Annotated in this window: 17 protein-coding genes and 1 riboswitch; of the genes, 9 read left to right on the top strand and 8 right to left on the bottom strand. The window is 69.2% G+C overall.

What is annotated here, in order from left to right; genetic code table 11:
* Positions 1–79: 79 nt before the first annotated feature.
* Entirely contained in the window at positions 80–1183 is a 1104-nt protein-coding gene (pstS, locus tag J2S35_RS04535) for a phosphate ABC transporter substrate-binding protein PstS (protein WP_309850294.1), read from the bottom strand.
* 190 nt (positions 1184–1373) lie between these two features.
* On the opposite strand from pstS, the gene J2S35_RS04540 reads away from it, so the two are divergent.
* From J2S35_RS04540 to disA, 3 genes are all read left to right on the top strand, one after another.
* Positions 1374–2552: an FUSC family protein gene (locus tag J2S35_RS04540; RefSeq protein ID WP_309850296.1), complete on the top strand. Its 1179-nt coding sequence runs from the start codon at positions 1374–1376 to the stop codon at positions 2550–2552.
* A 151-nt stretch (positions 2553–2703) separates the two neighbouring features.
* On the top strand, positions 2704–4089 hold the full coding sequence (gene radA / locus J2S35_RS04545; protein ID WP_309850299.1) for a DNA repair protein RadA: 1386 nt from the start codon (positions 2704–2706) through the stop codon (positions 4087–4089).
* Between the two features lie 111 nt (positions 4090–4200).
* On the top strand, positions 4201–5412 hold the full coding sequence (disA, locus tag J2S35_RS04550; protein WP_309850301.1) for a DNA integrity scanning diadenylate cyclase DisA: 1212 nt from the start codon (positions 4201–4203) through the stop codon (positions 5410–5412).
* Between the two features lie 79 nt (positions 5413–5491).
* On the opposite strand, the gene J2S35_RS04555 is transcribed toward disA, so the two are convergent.
* Positions 5492–6115, bottom strand: a complete 624-nt coding sequence (locus J2S35_RS04555) for a hypothetical protein (protein WP_309850303.1) — start codon at positions 6113–6115, stop codon at positions 5492–5494.
* A 94-nt stretch (positions 6116–6209) separates the two neighbouring features.
* Here J2S35_RS04555 and J2S35_RS04560 point away from each other — a divergent pair, with 94 nt between their 5' ends.
* Entirely contained in the window at positions 6210–7112 is a 903-nt protein-coding gene (locus J2S35_RS04560; RefSeq protein WP_309850305.1) for an HhH-GPD family protein, read from the top strand.
* A 221-nt stretch (positions 7113–7333) separates the two neighbouring features.
* Here the strand turns inward: J2S35_RS04560 and J2S35_RS04565 are convergent, their stop codons facing one another.
* Together J2S35_RS04565 and J2S35_RS04570 are read right to left on the bottom strand one after the other, a co-directional pair.
* Positions 7334–7552: a hypothetical protein gene (locus tag J2S35_RS04565; protein WP_309850308.1), complete on the bottom strand. Its 219-nt coding sequence runs from the start codon at positions 7550–7552 to the stop codon at positions 7334–7336.
* A gap of 175 nt (positions 7553–7727) precedes the next feature.
* Entirely contained in the window at positions 7728–8276 is a 549-nt protein-coding gene (locus tag J2S35_RS04570) for an amino-acid N-acetyltransferase (protein WP_309850311.1), read from the bottom strand.
* Positions 8277–8348: 72 nt separating this feature from the next.
* A riboswitch (SAM riboswitch) is annotated at positions 8349–8462 on the top strand.
* Between the two features lie 139 nt (positions 8463–8601).
* On the opposite strand from J2S35_RS04570, the gene J2S35_RS04575 reads away from it, so the two are divergent.
* The 5 genes from J2S35_RS04575 to J2S35_RS04595 all read left to right on the top strand — a co-directional run bounded on the left by J2S35_RS04575 (position 8602) and on the right by J2S35_RS04595 (position 12406).
* On the top strand, positions 8602–9495 hold the full coding sequence (locus J2S35_RS04575; RefSeq protein WP_309850313.1) for a MetQ/NlpA family ABC transporter substrate-binding protein: 894 nt from the start codon (positions 8602–8604) through the stop codon (positions 9493–9495).
* Positions 9496–9500: 5 nt separating this feature from the next.
* A complete protein-coding gene (locus J2S35_RS04580; protein ID WP_380084143.1) occupies positions 9501–10568 on the top strand; it encodes a methionine ABC transporter ATP-binding protein in 1068 nt (355 codons plus the stop codon).
* Positions 10569–10639: 71 nt separating this feature from the next.
* Positions 10640–11293, top strand: a complete 654-nt coding sequence (locus tag J2S35_RS04585; protein ID WP_309853041.1) for a methionine ABC transporter permease — start codon at positions 10640–10642, stop codon at positions 11291–11293.
* A gap of 150 nt (positions 11294–11443) precedes the next feature.
* Positions 11444–11941: a carboxymuconolactone decarboxylase family protein gene (locus J2S35_RS04590; RefSeq protein ID WP_309850314.1), complete on the top strand. Its 498-nt coding sequence runs from the start codon at positions 11444–11446 to the stop codon at positions 11939–11941.
* A gap of 99 nt (positions 11942–12040) precedes the next feature.
* On the top strand, positions 12041–12406 hold the full coding sequence (locus J2S35_RS04595; protein WP_309850316.1) for a GNAT family N-acetyltransferase: 366 nt from the start codon (positions 12041–12043) through the stop codon (positions 12404–12406).
* Between the two features lie 113 nt (positions 12407–12519).
* On the opposite strand, the gene J2S35_RS04600 is transcribed toward J2S35_RS04595, so the two are convergent.
* The 4 genes from J2S35_RS04600 to J2S35_RS04615 all read right to left on the bottom strand — a co-directional run bounded on the left by J2S35_RS04600 (position 12520) and on the right by J2S35_RS04615 (position 16784).
* On the bottom strand, positions 12520–13575 hold the full coding sequence (locus J2S35_RS04600) for an LLM class flavin-dependent oxidoreductase (protein ID WP_309850318.1): 1056 nt from the start codon (positions 13573–13575) through the stop codon (positions 12520–12522).
* A 65-nt stretch (positions 13576–13640) separates the two neighbouring features.
* Complete coding sequence (locus J2S35_RS04605; RefSeq protein WP_309850321.1) at positions 13641–14780, bottom strand: ABC transporter permease; 1140 nt, start codon at positions 14778–14780, stop codon at positions 13641–13643.
* On the bottom strand, positions 14770–15438 hold the full coding sequence (locus J2S35_RS04610) for an ABC transporter ATP-binding protein (protein WP_309850322.1): 669 nt from the start codon (positions 15436–15438) through the stop codon (positions 14770–14772). The genes J2S35_RS04605 and J2S35_RS04610 overlap by 11 nt, the downstream gene beginning before the upstream one ends.
* Positions 15435–16784, bottom strand: coding sequence for a hypothetical protein (locus tag J2S35_RS04615; protein ID WP_309850325.1), 1350 nt, complete (start codon positions 16782–16784; stop codon positions 15435–15437). Before J2S35_RS04615 ends, J2S35_RS04610 begins: the two co-directional genes overlap by 4 nt.
* Between the last annotated feature and the right edge of the window lie 42 nt (positions 16785–16826).

The raw sequence follows: 16826 nt of genomic DNA on the forward strand, positions 1-16826 counted from the left end.
CGCTGCGACAGACGGGGAACGCCGCGGTGCCCTGCGATGATCGCGTGCACCGCGGCGTTCCCCTGCTGCGAGGGGGCTGCTAGCCCGCCTTGATCGTGTCGATAGCGGCGGTGGCCTTCTTGGAGAGCTCGGAGGAGATCGGAGCGGAGCCGGCTGCGTCCGCGGCGGCCTTCTGGCCCTCCTCGGAGACAACGTACTTGGCCCAGGCCTTGACGGTGTCAGCCGTCTTGGCGTCCTTGTACGTGGAGCAGAACACCTGGTACGAGGCGAGGATCGCCGGGTAGGCACCCGAGGCGGTTGTCGTGCGGTCGAGCTTGAGCGCGAGGTCAGTCTTGGAGCCCTCGTGCTTCGGCTTCGAGGCGTCCAGGGCCTTCGTGGCGGCCTCGGCGCTCGGCTTGACGAACTCCTCGCCGACCTTGAACGCGACGACGCCGAGGTCGCCCACAGCGGACTCGTCAGCGTAGGTGACCGCGCCCTCGGTGGACTTCACCGTGGAGATGACGCCGTCCGTGCCCTTGGCAGCCTCGCCCTTGAGGGAGGAGGGCCACGCCTGGGCCTTCTCGTCCTTCCAGACATCCGGGGCCGTCTTGTTGAGGTAGTCCGTGAAGTTCTCGGTGGTGCCCGAGTCATCGGAGCGGTGGACCGGCGTGATGGCGAGGTCCGGGAGCTTGGCATCCGAGTTGAGCTTGGCGATCGCCGGGTCGTTCCACTTGGTGATGTCGCCGCGGAGGATCTTGGCCGCGGTGGCCGAGTCCAGCTTGAGCTCCTTGACACCCGGGACGTTGAACGCCATGGCGATCGGGGAGATGTACGTGGGGACCTCGATGATGCCCGAGGCGCAAGTGGCCTTGACGGAGGCGAGCTCCTCGTCCTTGAAGGAGGAGTCGGTGCCCGCGAACTGGGCGCCGCCGGCGATGAACGCCTTGCGGCCCGCACCGGAGCCGTCGGGCGAGTAGTCGACCTTGGCGCTGGAGTTGGCGGACTGGAACTGGGTCATCCACTCCTGCATGGCGGCCTTCTGCGAGGATGCGCCGATGCCCTTGATCTGGCCGGAGACGTTGGAACCGGAGGGGGCGGTGTTGCCGTTGGACGTGCCCGAGGGGTTGTCCGAACCACACGCGGTCAGCGCGACGGCGGCGACGGAGAGAACAGCCGCAGCACGGCCAAAACGAATTGCCTTCACGAAAACATCCTTTGTGAGTGACCTACACGGAGCGCCATGTGCCCCGAGCGTTACCTCTTGAAGCTATGGGAGTCAGGTGAATGGGCGAACCGCGGCGGGTGAACGTTGGGTGAACTCCTCGCGCCTCCTCGGGTTGAGGCCGTCGCACGGTACCCTCCCTCTCCACATCCGGGTCTCTTAGACTGGTTCCGTGCACCCCTCCACTGCGGACGCCACCGCTCCCCGATCAGAGGGCTTCCTCGCGAGCGTCCACCGCGCCCCGGAGGCCGCCCGTCGATGGGCCGCGCAAGGCGTCCGCCGCATGCAGAGGGGATTCATGCCCGCGGTGCAGATGACCATCTGCGCCGTCTCCGCATACTTCTTCGCGCACATGGTCCTGGGCCACTCCGGGCCGCTCTTCGCGGCGACGAGCTCGCTCATCGCGCTCGGGTTCGGCGTCGACTCCCACATCTCGCGGGTGATCGAGGTGAGCGCGGGCTGCACGCTCGGCATCCTCATCGGCGAGCTCCTCCACACGGTGGCCGGCACGGGCCTCTGGGTGGCGGCGCTTGTCCTCATGATCTCCATTCTTCTGGCCCGATTCCTGGACCCCTCCTCGATCCTGACCACGCAGATGGGTCTCCAGTCCCTCCTGGTCATCTTGCTTCCGGCGCCCGACGGCGGCCCGTTCACGCGGAGTCTCGACGCCGTCGTCGGAGGCACGTTTGCCCTCATCATCGTGGCGCTCTGGCCGCAGGACCCGCGGAAGCAGTCCCATTCGGAGGTCCGGGACGCGCTCAACGAGTTCGCGGGCGTGCTCCGGGAGTGCGCGGGCGCGCTTGCATACGCAGACTCCAGGATGGCCTGGCACGCGCTCATTCGCGCCAGGGGCATGCAGCCCACCCTCGACAAGCTGAACAAGGCCGTGGCCCAGGCACGCGAGATCTCCCGGATCTCACCCCTGTACCTCCGGCACCGTACGGAGATCCAGGAGCTGAGGGAGTCGCTGAACTACCTGGACCTCGCGATCCGCAACGCGCGGATCTTCGCACGGCGCCTGTCGTCGGCCATCACCCACGCGTCCATGCCCCCGGAGACGGAGGGGGAGCTGAGTCACATCATCGAGCTCACGGCCGAGTCGGTGGAGGCCCTCGCCCTCGGGCTCGGGGAGGCGTCGGCTGGGGTGCGGAACCGTCAGATGCGGCGTGCTCGCCTCGGATTGAACGACGTCGCAAGCCGCCTCTCGCCGGAGCAGCTCGGCATCCGGTCCCTCGAGGGCGAGACACTTGTGCTCATTCTGCGCCCGATGATCGTGGACCTCCTTGAGGCGAGCGGGCTGAGCCACGACGAGGCCCGGGAGCACCTGCCGGACCTGCCGCCCGCGCCGTAGGGCCCTGCGCTGCGGGCCTCGCCGCCCGGCAGAGACAGCGCCTGGATTCTGCGGGGCTCGCGTCTGGGCTCCGTGGGCGCTGAGCGGGGGATCTCGGCTCCCCGCCACCGTGCACGCTGATCGTGTCCACCCCTCATGGAAGGCTTGAGTCATGGCATCGAAGACCTCGCGGGGCTCCAAGCCCTCCACTGCTTACACCTGCACCGAGTGCGGCTGGTCCACCGTCAAGTGGGTGGGCCGCTGTCCTGAGTGCCAGTCCTGGGGCACGGTTGAAGAGACGGCCGCCACGGTCGGGCGCACCACGGCCGCGGCCAAGGTCCGCGCCCCTGCCCTGCCCATCGCGGAGGTGGACGCCCGGGCGGCGGACTACGTCGCCACGGGCGTCGGGGAGCTGGACCGCGTCCTGGGAGGCGGCCTCGTCCCTGGCGCGGTCCTCCTCCTGGCCGGTGAGCCTGGGGTGGGCAAGTCCTCCCTGCTCCTGGATGTCGCCGCGCGGGCGGCCCGCGGCTCCGGAGACGCCCCTCGCAAAGTCCTGTACGTGACGGGTGAGGAGTCGGCTGCCCAGGTCAAGCTCCGGGCCGAGCGAATCTCTGCCCACGCGGACACCCTCCACCTCACGGCGGAGACAGACCTCTCCCAGGCCCTCGGGCACGTGGAAGCGGTGTCGCCCTCCCTGCTCGTGGTGGACTCGGTCCAGACCCTCGCGTCCACGGAGGTGGACGGCTCCGCGGGCGGCTTCTCGCAGGTGAGAGAGGTGGCGTCCTCCCTCATTCGCGCGGCCAAGGAGCGGGACATGACCACGCTCCTCGTGGGCCACGTGACCAAGGACGGCTCCATCGCGGGCCCGCGCCTGCTGGAGCACCTCGTGGACGTTGTCCTGCACTTCGAGGGAGAGCGCCACTCCCGCCTCCGCCTGCTCCGGGCGGTCAAGAACCGGTACGGCCCCACGGACGAGGTCGGGTGCTTCGATCTCTCGGACACCGGAATCGTCGAGATCACCGACCCGAGCGGCCTCTTCGTCTCCCGCACGCGGGAGCCCGTCCCGGGCACGTGCGTCTGCGTGACGCTGGAGGGGCGGCGCCCACTTGTCGCGGAGGTCCAGGCGCTCGTGGCGGAGAGCCCCACCGCCCAGCCGCGCCGCGCCACGAGCGGCATGGACGGGGCCCGCGTGTCCATGATCCTCGCCGTGCTCCAGCAGCGGGCGGGGATGTCCCTCTCCAAGGAGGACGCCTACGTGGCCACGGTGGGTGGCGTGCGCCTCTCGGAGCCGGCCGCAGACCTCGCTGTGGCCCTCGCGGTGGCCTCCGCCAAGACCAACACGCCGTTGCGCGAGCGGATGATCGCGTTCGGCGAGGTCGGCCTCGCCGGGGAGGTGCGTCCCGTGCCGGGCATCAGCCGGCGCATCCAAGAGGCCGCGCGGATCGGCTTCACACACGCAATTGTCCCGGCCAGCCCGGACGGACCAGGCACACTGCCGCCGGGCATGGCCGTCAAGGAGGTCTCCACGCTGTCTGAGGCCATGCAGCTGTTGTTCTAGCCCCCGCCAAATTGTTCTGGCCGTCACCGCCCGGAGCCTAGAATGACGGGGAGGCCTTTGCGCCTCGGACAAGCGGCCCCGGCTCGCACGAACCACCCCAAGAAAGTCCCCATGCCATCTGCGAATGAGTCCACCCAGCGAGACTCCCTCCTCCGTGAGACCCTCAAGCGAGTCGCCCCCGGAACTCCGCTGAGGGAGGGGCTCGAACGCATCCTGCGCGGCCGGACTGGAGCACTCATCGTGCTGGGGGAAGGCCCGGAGATTGACAGCATCTCCCACGGCGGGTTCGTCATCGACACCGAATTCACCCCCGCCCGTCTCCGAGAGCTCGCCAAGATGGACGGCGGAATCGTCCTCAGCCGGGACGGCTCCCGCATCCGCAGCGCAGCCGTCCATCTCCTGCCCCAGTCCGCCACGACGGCCACGGAATCGGGCACCCGGCACCGCACGGCGGAACAGACCTCCCTGGCCACGGGCATGCCCGTCATCACCGTCTCCGCGTCGATGAACATCATCTCCCTCTTCACAGACGGCACCCGGTACGCACTGGACCGCCCCGAACTCATCCTCGAACGCGCCAACCAGGCCCTCAACACCCTGGAGCGGTACCGCGAGCGCCTCGAGTCCGTCATGCACCACCTCACCCAGCAGGAGCTCGAGGCCACCGTCTCGGTGCGGGAGCTCGCCACCGCCGTGCAGCGCCAGGAGATGGTGCGCCGCATCATCCACGAGATCTCCACGTACACGCTCGAGCTCGGCGCGGAAGGCCGCCTCGTGACGCTCCAGCTCGAGGAGCTCGCCTCCGGCACCGAGGGCAACACCGAGCTCCTCCTACGGGACTACGCAGGCCTGGACATTCATGACCGCGCCCACCCGGGGGCGGAGGGCTCAAGCTCCGCCCAGCCGACCACGGCCGGCGCAGCCCCGAAGGCCCCCCAGGAGCCCGCCTCGCCCAAGGCCGAGGCCGCGGCGGCCAAGGCCACAGCCAAGGTCATCGCGGATCAGCTCGCCGCACTCGCCGAGCTCACAAGCGCCGAGCTCGTGGACCTCAGCAAGGTCGCGGCCATCCTGGGCGTCGAGTCCAGTGTGCAGTCGCTCGACAGGCTCGTTCAGCCCCGGGGGCACCGCATCCTCGGGCAGATCCGCAACCTGCCGCGGAGCGTATCAGACCGGATCGTGGCCCGGTTCGACGGCCTCCAGGGCCTCCTCGCAGCCTCCACCGAGGAGCTCATGAGCGTGGACGGCGTCGGGGAGCAACGGGCCAGGATCGTCCGGGAGACCCTCTCCCGCATGGCAGAGCTCAACTTCTTCGAGCACTACTAGGCCCCTCGCCTCAACTGAGCGCCACCCTCCAGCTCGCGGCCTGCGAGCCCCGGGGGTGCCCGCCACCGCCAGACCCGGGCTACTGGGCGTTGAGCTGGAACGTCTTCGGCGCCGAGGACACCTTCCCGAGCGTCCCCACCAGCTGATACGTGCCGGGGTCCGCGGGAGCGGCCGTCGCCGAGCACGAGCCCGAAGACTTGCCGCGATTCCACGTGAAACGCGCCGTCTCCGACTTCCCGGGCTGGATGTTCTTGTACAGGTCCTTCGCGTCCTTGCGGCAGACAGTCGTGGAGAACACCTTCTGGGAGCCGTTGAGGACGCTCAAGTCCATGACCTTGGTGCCCACGTTGACCACGCACGCCTCGCTCGAGATATTGGTGATCTTCAGCTCGAACACGGGCATGTCCTTGGGGCCGTACGCCTCCTTGTCCGGCTTGGCCTCCAGCTGCACGAACTGGTCGTAGCAGAGGGGGTACTCGGCTCCACTCGCGCTCGGCGCCGCGCTGGCAGAACTCGGGGCGGACGGAGTCGCGGAGGCCGTGGGCCCGGCGGCCGGCGCAGACGAGGGCGCACTGTTCCCCGCCGCGCGAACGAGCGCCACAATGCCCGCAACAATCCCCCACACGATGGCCACGAGCAGGAGCAGCACAATGACGGCTGCGATGCGTCGGCGGCGGTACACGGCAGGCGACAAACGGGGCATGGATCTGCTTTCCTCCGGGCGGGCGGCTCTCCGCACGAGTCTATGCGGCCAACCTGGCCGCCTCTTCAGAGCCCCTCCCGCATAGGCTTGAACGGTGACCCCGACAGCCGCCCGCCTCGACTCCTTCCACCGCCGCCTCCTCGACTGGTTCGACGACCACGAGCGAGACCTTCCCTGGCGCCACGACGGCACCACCGCGTGGGGCGTCTTCGTCAGCGAAGTGATGTCGCAGCAGACCCCCGTCGCCCGCGTGGCCCCCATCTGGGCGGAGTGGATGACGCGCTGGCCCCGTCCGGCCGACCTCGCGTCCGTCCCCGAGGCTGAGGCGGTCCGGGCCTGGGGCCGTCTCGGCTACCCGCGGCGGGCCCGGCGCCTCCACGCAGCGGCCGTGGCCATGGTCGAGGACCACGCCGGCGAGGTCCCCGACACCGAGGAGGAGCTCCTCACCCTCCCCGGCGTGGGCCAGTACACGGCCGCCGCCGTCGCGGCGTTCACGTTTGGCCGCCAGGCCGTCGTCGTCGACACGAACATCCGGCGCGTCCACGCCCGCTGGGAGACGGGGCACGCCCTGCCGGAGCCGAGCCTCACGCGCCGGGAGATGGCGCTGGCCGCCGAGCTCCTCCCGTCAGAGGAGAGCGGGCTCTCGCCGAGGTACAACGCGGCCGTCATGGAGCTGGGGGCGCTGGTGTGCACGGCGCGCTCGCCGCGGTGCGGGGACTGCCCTCTCCTCGACGACTGCGCGTGGATTGCGGCGGGGCGGCCCGAGCCGCATTACACCCCGAAGGGCCAGCCGTGGGCGGGGACGAAACGGCAGATCCGCGGGGCGATCGTCGGGCATCTGCGGGAGCGGGAGGACGGGGACGCGCGGACGACGACGATCCAAGCCGTTGTGGGCTCGGTCCAGCCCTCCCCTGAGCCAAGCCGCGTGGAGGAATGCCTCGAGGACCTCATCAGGGAGGGCATGGTGACGCAGGACGGGGACCGGGTGACGCTGTAGGCGTGGCGAGTGCCTGCGCGCCGAACCCCCGTGACAACGGGGCTGCGAAGGCCGAAACGCTCGCCGGGCCGGAGGTCAGGCAAGGCCGAGGGCCGGACCCCATGGGGACGTGAAAGCGGCGGCCCCCAAACGGGAACCGCCGCTGCACGAAAAGAAGTGGGTGAGCCGCTGCGTGACTGTGCGCGGCCTGCACCGGGACGCCGCTCTCACGGCACGGAGTACTACTCGTTGTTGCCGAGCTTGTCCTTGAGGAAGTCCCCGGCCTTGTTGAGCTTGTCGCCGTGCTGCTCCTGCAGACCGTCGACCTTCTCGTTGAGGCCACCGAGCTTGTCGCCATGCTGCTCCTGCAGACCGTCGACAGCTCCGTTGAGACCGCCCTCGCCGTTGGCGGCGTTTCCGAGCGCGTCCTTGGCACCATTCTTGATGTCTTCGAAACCCATGTGCGTCTCCTTCTGTTGAAGAAAGACCTGAATCACCGTGATGATTCCGGCGGCGCCAGTCCGGTCAGCGCTCTTGTTCTTCAACCTAGACCCGTGGCGACGATTCCCGCAAGCACCCCGGTGAATCCCCGGGGTGCGGCCAGCCCACTGCCAGGGACCGCATCGCAGCACCCGTTCAGGAGAGGCGGCGAATCATCCGAGTGTTGCCCAGGGTGTTGGGCTTGACCCGCGCCAGATCCAGGAACTCGGCCACGCCCTCGTCGTGAGACCGGAGGAGCTCCGCGTAAACGGCCGGATCGACGTCGTCCTGATTGCTCATGACCTCAAAGCCATGGCGAGCGAAAAAGTCCACCTCAAAGGTGAGGCAGAAAACCCGGGTGACCCCAAGGCTGCGCGCGTCGTCGAGAAGAGACTCAAGCAGGCGGCCCCCGAGGCCCTGGCCGCGAGCCCGCCCGTCAACCGCCAGCGTGCGGACCTCAGCGAGGTCCTCCCACATGACGTGGACGGCGCCGCAGGCAAGAAGCCCCTCGGCGTCCTCGGCGACCCGGAACTCCTGGATGGACTCGAAATAGGAGACGGCCTCCTTGGCCACAAGCACGCGCTCAGCCGCGAGCGGTGCGACGAGGGCGCGGATCCCCGCGACGTCCCCCGTCCTCGCGCGGCGGATGACCACGTCCGGCTGTGCGTCGGGTCCGTGCGGTGGGGTGAGGGATTTCGCGGCCATGCCTCCCAGTATGGGTTGCGGGCGGCCGGATTTGTGAACGCGCCCGCCTCTGGGTCAATATAGGAAAAGCAGGATCAAGAGACCCGACGCAAAGCTCTGGCTAGTCGGGCGGCAACCCTCTCCCGTAGTGGGGTGCCCCAGATGAAGATCCGGCCGGCGCGGATTGCGCTCCGGCAAGTACGGCGGTTCCTCGCAGAGAACAGCCTCGATCACACATGAAGGGCCCTTCCTCTGCGAGCCGCCACAGTACTGATGCGGCTCACCGTTCACTTCCAGCCGTCTCTGTGGACACAGGCGGCGGCTGACCGTCACATCAAGGAACATCATGAAACTCAAGAAGCTCATCGCTGCGGCGGCTATAGCCCCCATCGCCCTCAGCCTCGCGGCCTGCTCGCCCTCCGAATCCTCGGGCGACGCCAGCGGCTCGAAGGACTCGAAGACCGTCACGATCGGCATCGTGGACATCAACCCCCAGCAGGACGTGCTCAAGGAGGTCGCGAAGGAGAAGGGCATCAACATTGTCTACAAGCCCTTCCAGACCTACACGCAGCCGAACCCGGCGCTGAAGCAGAAGCAGATTGACCTCAACTGGTTCCAGCACATCGCGTACCTCGCGGACTACAACGTCAATGCGAACGACACACTGACGCCGATCGGCCCCACCGAGATCGTCCCGCTGGGCCTGTACTCCAAGAAGCACACGTCCGTGAAGGACCTCCCGCAGGGCGCCGAGGTGGCCATCCCCAACGACTCCATCAACGAGGCGCGCGCGCTCAACCTCCTCAAGGCCCAGGGCCTCGTCACCCTCACCTCCGAGACCACGGCGCCGAGCACCCTGGACGTGGACAAGGCGAAGTCCAAGGTCAAGGTCACCCCGGTTGACGCCACCCAGACCGTGCTCCAGCTGAGCTCGCTCGACGCCGCCGTCGTGAACAACACGTTCCTGGGCCGCGCGAACCTGGACCCGAACAAGGCCCTCGCGAAGGACGACCCCAAGGATCCCTCGGCCGTCCCGTACGTCAACGGCTTCGTCTCCCGCGCGGAAGACAAGGACAACGAGACCTACAAGCAGATTGCCGAGCTCTACCACGACTCCCGCGTCCAGGAGGCCGTGAAGAAGGAGTCGAAGGGCACCTCGGTCGAGGCGAAGAACTCGCAGGCCGAGATGATCGACGTCCTCAAGAAGTACGAGGACTCGCTCAAGAACGCGAAGAAGTAGGCGCAGTGTCGTCAGTTCTCAACTCCTCGGCGGCGGGCACCGAGCCCGCCGCCGAGGGCGCCATTGTCTTCACCAACGCGACGAAGCAGTTCAGGGTCGGCAAGAACCTTGTCACGGCGGTGGACAACGTGTCCCTGCGCATCGAGAAGGGCGAGATCTTCGGGATCATCGGCTACTCGGGTGCGGGAAAGTCCACAATCGTCCGCCTCATCAACGGTCTTGAGCCCGCCACGAGCGGCTCCATCCTCGTCAACGGCCAGGAGGTCGTGGGGCTGAGCGAGGGGCAGCTGGCGAAGATCCGCCCGAACATCGGCATGATCTTCCAGCAGTTCAACCTCCTCACGTCCCGGACCGTGGAGCGCAACGTCGAGTTCCCGCTGGAGCTCGCCGGGTGGCCCAAGGCCAAGCGCAAGGCCCGCGTGGCCGAGCTCCTCGAGTTCGTAGGCCTCTCCGACCGCGCCAAGAACTACCCCGAGCAGCTCTCGGGCGGCCAGAAGCAGCGCGTGGGCATCGCCCGCGCCCTCGCCAATGACCCGGCGATCCTCCTCGCGGACGAGTCCACCTCGGCCCTCGACCCGGAGACGACCGCGGAGGTGCTGCGCGTCCTCAAGCGCGTCAACGAGCGCCTCGGCATCACCATCGTGGTCATCACCCACGAGATGGACGTCGTGCGCACCATCGCGGACCGGATCGCCGTCATGGAGAAGGGCCGCGTCGTGGAAACCGGCAGCACGTTCGAGATCTTCTCGAACCCGCAGACCACCACGACCCGCTCCTTCGTCTCCACCGTGGAGCACTCCGAGCCGAACGCCGAGGAGCTCGCGCACTTGCGCAGGCGCTTCGATGGGCGTCTGGTCACCGTGACCATCCGGGACGGCTCCCGCGTGGGCACCATCCTGTCCGACGCCGGCGCGGACGGGGTTCGTTTTGAGGTGGTCTACGGCGGTATTTCCGCACTGCAGGAGAGGTCCTATGGCTCCCTGACCGTGGCCCTCACGGGGAACGATGCGGCCATTGACCGCCTCATCGCCAACCTCGCCTCCGAGACCGATGTGAAGGAGCTTTCCGCATGACGGCCTCCCTGACTACCACCGCGCTTTCCACCTGGGTGCCGCTGGCCGCGAATGACACGGACTGGAACAAGATGCGTCCGGCGCTGCTCGACGCGCTCCAGGACACCCTGTACATGGTGTCCCGGACGCTCCTCTTCGCCGGCATCCTGGGCCTGATCGTCGGCCTGCTGCTGTACTGCCTCCGCCCGAAGGGCATCCTGGGCGGGTCCCCCGTGGCCCGCGGGCTGCACCTGGTGCTCAACCTGATCATCAACACGGTGAGGCCCATCCCGTTCATCATCCTGCTCGTGGCCGTCTGGCCGCTGACGGAGGCCGTGGTGGGCAAGACGATTGGCCCGAACGCCGCGGTCTTCGTCATGACCATCGGCGCGACGTTCGCGGTGGCTCGCATCGTTGAGCAGAACCTCATGAGCGTGGACCCCGGCGTGATCGAGGCAGCCCGCTCCATGGGCGCCAAGCCGTGGCAGATCATTCGCAAGGTGATCCTGCCCGAGGCGCTCGGCCCGCTCGTCCTCGGGTACACGTTCCTGCTCATCGGCATCGTGGACATGTCCGCGATGGCCGGCGCCATCGGCTCCGGCGGCCTCGGCAACTTCGCCATCATGTACGGATACCAGCAGTTCAACACGGAGCTCACGTGGGTTGCGGTGGCGATCATCATCGTCCTCGTGCAGATCGTGCAGTTCTTCGGAAACTGGCTGGCCCGGAAGATCATGCGGCGGTAGCAGGGGGCTCTCCCCCGTCATCACGCGGATCCTCGGCCCCTGGCGCTTCGGCGCTGGGGGCCGAGTGCTTTCAGTCCAAGCACCCGCCCCCGCACTCTGACGAGCTGCCGGGGGCGGATTCTCCCTTTCCCGGCCGTTAGGATTCTTGGCATGAGCCAACCGTCTTCCCCTGGTGCGCTGTCCTATTACCTCGACAAGTCCAACCCGGCCGCGTGGAAGGCCATCGGGGCCCTCTCGAAGGCAGCGGGGGACGACGCGCGGGCGGCGGGGCTCTCCCCGGAGCTCGTCGAGCTCGTGTGCCTCCGCGTCTCCCAGATCAACGGCTGCGCCTACTGCCTTCACGTCCACACGAAGAAGGCCATTGCGGCAGGGGTCAGCGATCAACGCCGCGCCCTCCTCGCCGCGTGGGAGGAGTCCGACCTCTATTCGGACGTGGAGAAGGCGGCGCTGCGCCTCGCCGAGGCCGTCACCACGCTTCACCCCGCAGAAGACCGGGACTTCGCCCAGATCTTCGGCTACAGCTTCCTCACACCTCAGCAGTACGGGGCCGTCCAGTGGCTGGCCATCACGATGAACGCGACGAACCGCATTTCGATCCTGTCTCACCACCCGGTTCCGGCCGAGTCCTATGGCGGGTCCGAGTCATAGGGCGGGTCCGAGTCATAGGGCGGGTCCCCGGCGTCCGGAACCCAGCCTGGCTGCATTGACACCTGATCGTCTCTCATCCCCACCGAAACGGAGAACATCATGTCCCCCACTGTTGAGAATCCGCTCGTCAGCGTCGGCCACCAGGAAGGCCTCCCGGCCTTTGAGATCCATGTGGACGGCTCAGGACAGCCGGCGGGTTTCACCCAGTTTGTCGACGTCGAGCACGACAGCGTGACGCAGCGCATTTTCCCGCACACGTCCGTCAAGGACGAGTTCAGCGGACAGGGCCTCGCCTCAGTGCTCGTCAAGGGAGCGCTGGACCAGACCATCGCCGACGGCATCCGGATCGTCCCGGTCTGCCCCTACGTCGCCGCCTGGCTCAAGCGCCATGAGGACTACGCCGAGCACGCGGACCGCGTCAGCACTCGCCACCTGGAGGCGCTCAAGTCCGCCGTCCGGGGATAGAGCGCCTCTCCCGCGCGGGTGGCTCGGTCTTCCGTGCGGGGGAGGGAGACGACGACGCCCCTGCGGGGAGGGTGAGGCCGCGGGCAGGACAGGCCCCGTGCCTGGCGCCGCTGTCAGCTGATCGGGTAGCCCGTCACGGGACCCTCGGTGTTCGGCTCCCAGCCGAGCGCCGGGGCAACGTGCTCGGCGAAGTTGCCGAGCAGGTTGAGGTTCAGCTCGGGGCCCATCTGAGCGGGGATGGTCAGCATGAGGGTATCCGCCGACATGACGGCCACGTCGCCCTTGAGCTGCTCAATGAGCTCGTCCGGCTCGCCGACATACGTCTTGCCGAACGTGCTCTTGAACCCGTCGATGACGCCCACCTGATCGCGGGTGTCTCGCCGCAGCTGCCCGTACATCAGCTGGTCTTCCTGGGACACGATGGGGAAGATGCTGCGGCTGACGCTCGTTCGCGGCGTACGCGTGTGGCCTGCTTCCTTCCACGCCTGGCGGTAGCGCTCGAGCTGCTCCGCCTGGAGGTCCGCAAACGCCGCGCCCGTGGCCTCGGTGAGCAAGGTGGAGCTCATGAGATTCACGCCTTCGCGGGCAGCCCATTCTGCACTCTCCCTCGAGGCAGCACCCCACCAGATGCGCTCGTCGAGCCCCGGTGAATGCGGCTCCAAGCGCAGGCGCACCCCTTGGCCGTACTGCTGCGGGTCCGCATCGGCGATCCTCTCTCCGCGCACAGCCCGCATGAGCTGCTCGAACTTCGGGCGGGCGATGTCGGCACCGCGAGGATCGGTGGATCCCGTGTAGCCAAACGCTTCCCAGCCGCGCAGGGCCGGCTCGGGTGAGCCACGGCTCACTCCAATCGCCAGACGCTGGTCGCTCAAGAGGTCCAGCGCAGCCAGCTCCTCGGCCAGATAGAGGGGGTTCTCGTAACGGAGGTCGATGACGCCGGTGCCGACCTCGATGTTCTTCGTGCGGGCAGCAATCGTGCTCAACAGCGGCACGGGGGCCGCCGCCTGGCGGGCGAAGTGATGGACGCGGAAATAGGCGCCGTTGACGCCCATCTCGTCGGCGCCCTCTGCAATCTCAACTGCATCCAGCAACGCTTGCTTGGCATCGGGATCGCCAGGACCCGAGCCCGTTCCGTAGTGGCCAAAACTGAGGAATCCAAATGCCTTCATGTCGCCACTCAACTGACCGCGAGGCTGTTCTATTCCATGGCCACCGAGGTACCCGTGGAGGGTCGCTACTCCCGGAGGAGGCGGGCGGGGTCCACCCGCGTCGAGGCCACCGCCGGCAGCATCCCGGACACCGCCCCCAGGCCCGCCCCTGCCAGCGGCAGCAGCGCGATCCACCAGGGCTGCAAGTGCGGCCACCCCTGCACCAGCGCCACGAGTTCCCCCGCAAGCAGCCCCACCCCGAGCCCGAGGACCGTCCCGAGCCCGCCCGTGATGGCGGACTCGGCCAGGAACAGCCGGCCCACGCGCCACCTCGAGGCCCCCAAGGCCCGGTCCAGGCCAATGAGCCGCCGCCTCTCCCACACCGCTGACTGCATGGTGGAGTACACGCTCACCGCGCTCGAGACGCAGAGAACCAGCACGGTGATGAGGACCATGTCGCGGCTCTCCCCGAGCAGCTTCGCCTTGAGCGACGACGCCGAGACGGGCCGGGTCACGCGGGCGGCCTCCGGCTCGTACGGCCACGCGGAGACGGCGAGGTCGTGATCGGCGGGCCCGTCGTCGTCGGCAGCGATGAGGAGGGGGCGGTCCGTGGTGACGTCCGCCATGATCTCACTGCCCACGGGCCAGAGGACGGAGCCGCCGAGGAGGGCGGCCTCCCCGCGCCCCTCAACAACCCCCGTGACGGTGACCCAGCGCCCCTCGGCAAGCAGGCGGTTCCGCCCCGGCTCCGGCCACACGCCGAGCGTGCGCGCCGCACCCGCCCCCACGAGGACCTGGCGGCCGTCGGCCCGAAGTGACGCGGTTGAGGGCCACCCGCCGGCCACGAGACGCCCGCCGCGCGCCTGAACGCCCTCGGCGCTCGTGACAATGTGGCCGGTCTGCCCCTGACTGGTCTGGGTGCTGACGTCGCGGCGCTGCCCCTCGAACATCGGCATGTAGGTGCCGGCCGCGCGGAGCCCGGGCAACTGCCGCAGCCGCCCAACGGCGCGGGACTCGTCCTCCTCCCAGCCGCCCAGGTGCCCCGGGACGCTGACGATGAGGGAGCCGCTGCTCAGCCCGGCGAGGTGCTCGGCGGAGCGGTGGGCGGACCCGCGCGTCACGGCGAGCATGGTCACGAGCGTGGCGGTGCCGATGAGCACCGTCAGCACGCTGAACACGGTCCGTCCGGGCCGGCGCCACACGTTGATCCACGCCTCACGAAGCATGGCCCACCTGCCCGTCCACAACCCGAAGGGCTCGGCTGCACTTGGCCGCAAGCCCCGGGTCGTGGGTCACAATGACGACGGCCAGGCCCGAGCCCGCCTGCGCGAGCAGCAGCTCCAGCACGGCGGAGGCCGTGGCGGTGTCGAGGTTGCCCGTGGGCTCGTCGCAGAGGAGGACTCGCGGCTGCGCGGCGAGGGCCCGCGCGATGGCCACTCGCTGCCGCTCGCCCCCAGAGAGGGTGGGCGGCCGGGCGTCCAGGCGGTGTGAGAGGCCCACAGAGTCCAGGGCTTGCTCGGCCCGCGCCCGCCGCAGCCGAGACGGCACCCCGCGGATGGCGAGGGCGTGCTCGACGTTCTCCCGCGCGGAGAGGTGGTCCACGAGGTGAAACGCCTGGAAGACGAACGCGAGGTGCTCGCGCCTCAGCCGGGTGAGCTCCCGCTCGGACGCGCCCGCGGTGTCCACCCCGGCGATGGTGCGCTGCCCCTCATCCGGCGCCTCGAGCAGGCCCAGCATGGCGAGCAGCGTGGACTTCCCCGATCCGCTGGGCCCCACGATGGCGAGGGCCTCCCCCGCGTTCACGTCGACGTCCGCGTCTCGGAGCGCCACGGTGCTGGGCGGGTACCGCTTCCACACGCCGCGCAGGGTGATCTCGGAGGTCACCGTTCGCTCTTCGGCTCGGTGGCCGGCGGGAGTGTCTCGCCCACGACGATCCGGGTCCCCGCCTTCAGGCCTCCCGTGCGGCGCGGCTCGACGGCGCATCGGCCTGCGGTGCACAGCCCGACGCGGACCTCCTCGTCCTGGCCGGCTTCGGTCCTCACCCACGCTCGCTCGCCCTCGCGGCGGACGGCCGTGGACGGCACGACGAGCGAGTCGGCCGGGGACTCCGCAATGGTGATTGTGGCCGTGAGCGTCCCGCCCGCGGGCGGCGGCGCGTCCGTCCCCTTGAGGGTCACGCGGAACGTCGCGGGGCCTGCGGGTCCGCTGGATCCGGCCGACGACGGCGCCTGCGGCAACGCGCCCCCGCCGTTCTGCTGGCCACTCTCCGGCGGGGTGCTGGGCTGCCCGCTTCCGCCGCTCCCCCCTGGCCCACCGCCCCGGGACTGCGGGCCGGCCTGAGGCCCGGTGCCGTTCTGCGATGCCGGGCCGCTCTGGGACGGCGCACCGCCGCCCGGGGCGTCAGGGACAGTCCCGGCACGCCCATTGAGACGCCCCTCCCAGCGCTTGGACCCGCTCGTGATGACAACCTTCTCCGTCCCCTTGACCCGCGCCGCCTCCGAGGCCTGCACGTTCACGACGAGCTCCCTCCCACCGGATGCCACCGTGCACAGCGCGCCCTGGACGGCCTGCCGAGTCACGCCGCACTGGGTGAGGACGCGCATGGGCAGCGAGGCCGCCATGAAGGCCTCGCCCCGCACGAGGGCTGCGTCATCGTCGCCTTCTGCGGCCGGAATAACGGACCCGTCCGCGCGGACGGGAAGGTACCCGATGTCCCGCCACAGGCGCCCGAGGGAGCGGGCCGTCTCCGGGCCGAAGACGCCCCTCTCCACGCCCCAGGCGCGCCCCAGCAGCGCAAGCGAGTCCTGAACGCGCGCGACGTCCTGCCCCCGGTCCCCCTGCTTGAGCGTCCGGTACAGGGGCGCCTCCCCTGTGAGGACGACGACGGGCCTGCCGTTGACCTCGGCCACCACGGCGCCCAGGCTGGCCTCGCTTCCGGCCGCCGCGCCGGTTGCGGTGAACACGGCGTTTCCCTCGACGGGCGACGGGACGGGCTCTGCGCCTGTGTCGATAGTCTTGGCGTCCGCGGCAACGGACTCGACCACCTGGGCGCGCTGAACCGTGTCCACGATGGCACGGGGGGCCGCGTCTTCACGGCGCTGCCCCGACTGATCTGCCGTGACGGCACCGACTCCGATGAGGACAAGCCCGATCCCGGCGGCCAGCGCGGCCAGGACGGTCACGATCCGCAGGAGCGTCACCGTGGCGGTACGTGTGCGGGAGGTGCTCATGTGGGCGTCTCGTTCTCTCCTTGTTCTCGCCGGGGAGGCTCA

The sequence above is a fragment of the Falsarthrobacter nasiphocae genome (genome assembly GCF_031456275.1).
GTDB classification, from domain to species: domain Bacteria; phylum Actinomycetota; class Actinomycetes; order Actinomycetales; family Micrococcaceae; genus Falsarthrobacter; species Falsarthrobacter nasiphocae.

Excerpts from the sequence above, each read along its gene's own strand:
- disA (WP_309850301.1), top strand. The coding sequence starts at position 4,201 with ATGCCATCTGCGAATGAGTCCACCCAGCGAGACTCCCTCCTCCGTGAG.
- J2S35_RS04555 (WP_309850303.1), bottom strand. The coding sequence starts at position 6,115 with ATGCCCCGTTTGTCGCCTGCCGTGTACCGCCGCCGACGCATCGCAGCC.
- J2S35_RS04605 (WP_309850321.1), bottom strand. The coding sequence starts at position 14,780 with ATGCTTCGTGAGGCGTGGATCAACGTGTGGCGCCGGCCCGGACGGACC.
- J2S35_RS04575 (WP_309850313.1), top strand. The coding sequence starts at position 8,602 with ATGAAACTCAAGAAGCTCATCGCTGCGGCGGCTATAGCCCCCATCGCC.
- J2S35_RS04570 (WP_309850311.1), bottom strand. The coding sequence starts at position 8,276 with ATGGCCGCGAAATCCCTCACCCCACCGCACGGACCCGACGCACAGCCG.
- J2S35_RS04600 (WP_309850318.1), bottom strand. The coding sequence starts at position 13,575 with ATGAAGGCATTTGGATTCCTCAGTTTTGGCCACTACGGAACGGGCTCG.
- J2S35_RS04590 (WP_309850314.1), top strand. The coding sequence starts at position 11,444 with ATGAGCCAACCGTCTTCCCCTGGTGCGCTGTCCTATTACCTCGACAAG.
- J2S35_RS04595 (WP_309850316.1), top strand. The coding sequence starts at position 12,041 with ATGTCCCCCACTGTTGAGAATCCGCTCGTCAGCGTCGGCCACCAGGAA.
- J2S35_RS04585 (WP_309853041.1), top strand. The coding sequence starts at position 10,640 with ATGCGTCCGGCGCTGCTCGACGCGCTCCAGGACACCCTGTACATGGTG.
- J2S35_RS04615 (WP_309850325.1), bottom strand. The coding sequence starts at position 16,784 with ATGAGCACCTCCCGCACACGTACCGCCACGGTGACGCTCCTGCGGATC.
- radA (WP_309850299.1), top strand. The coding sequence starts at position 2,704 with ATGGCATCGAAGACCTCGCGGGGCTCCAAGCCCTCCACTGCTTACACC.
- J2S35_RS04565 (WP_309850308.1), bottom strand. The coding sequence starts at position 7,552 with ATGGGTTTCGAAGACATCAAGAATGGTGCCAAGGACGCGCTCGGAAAC.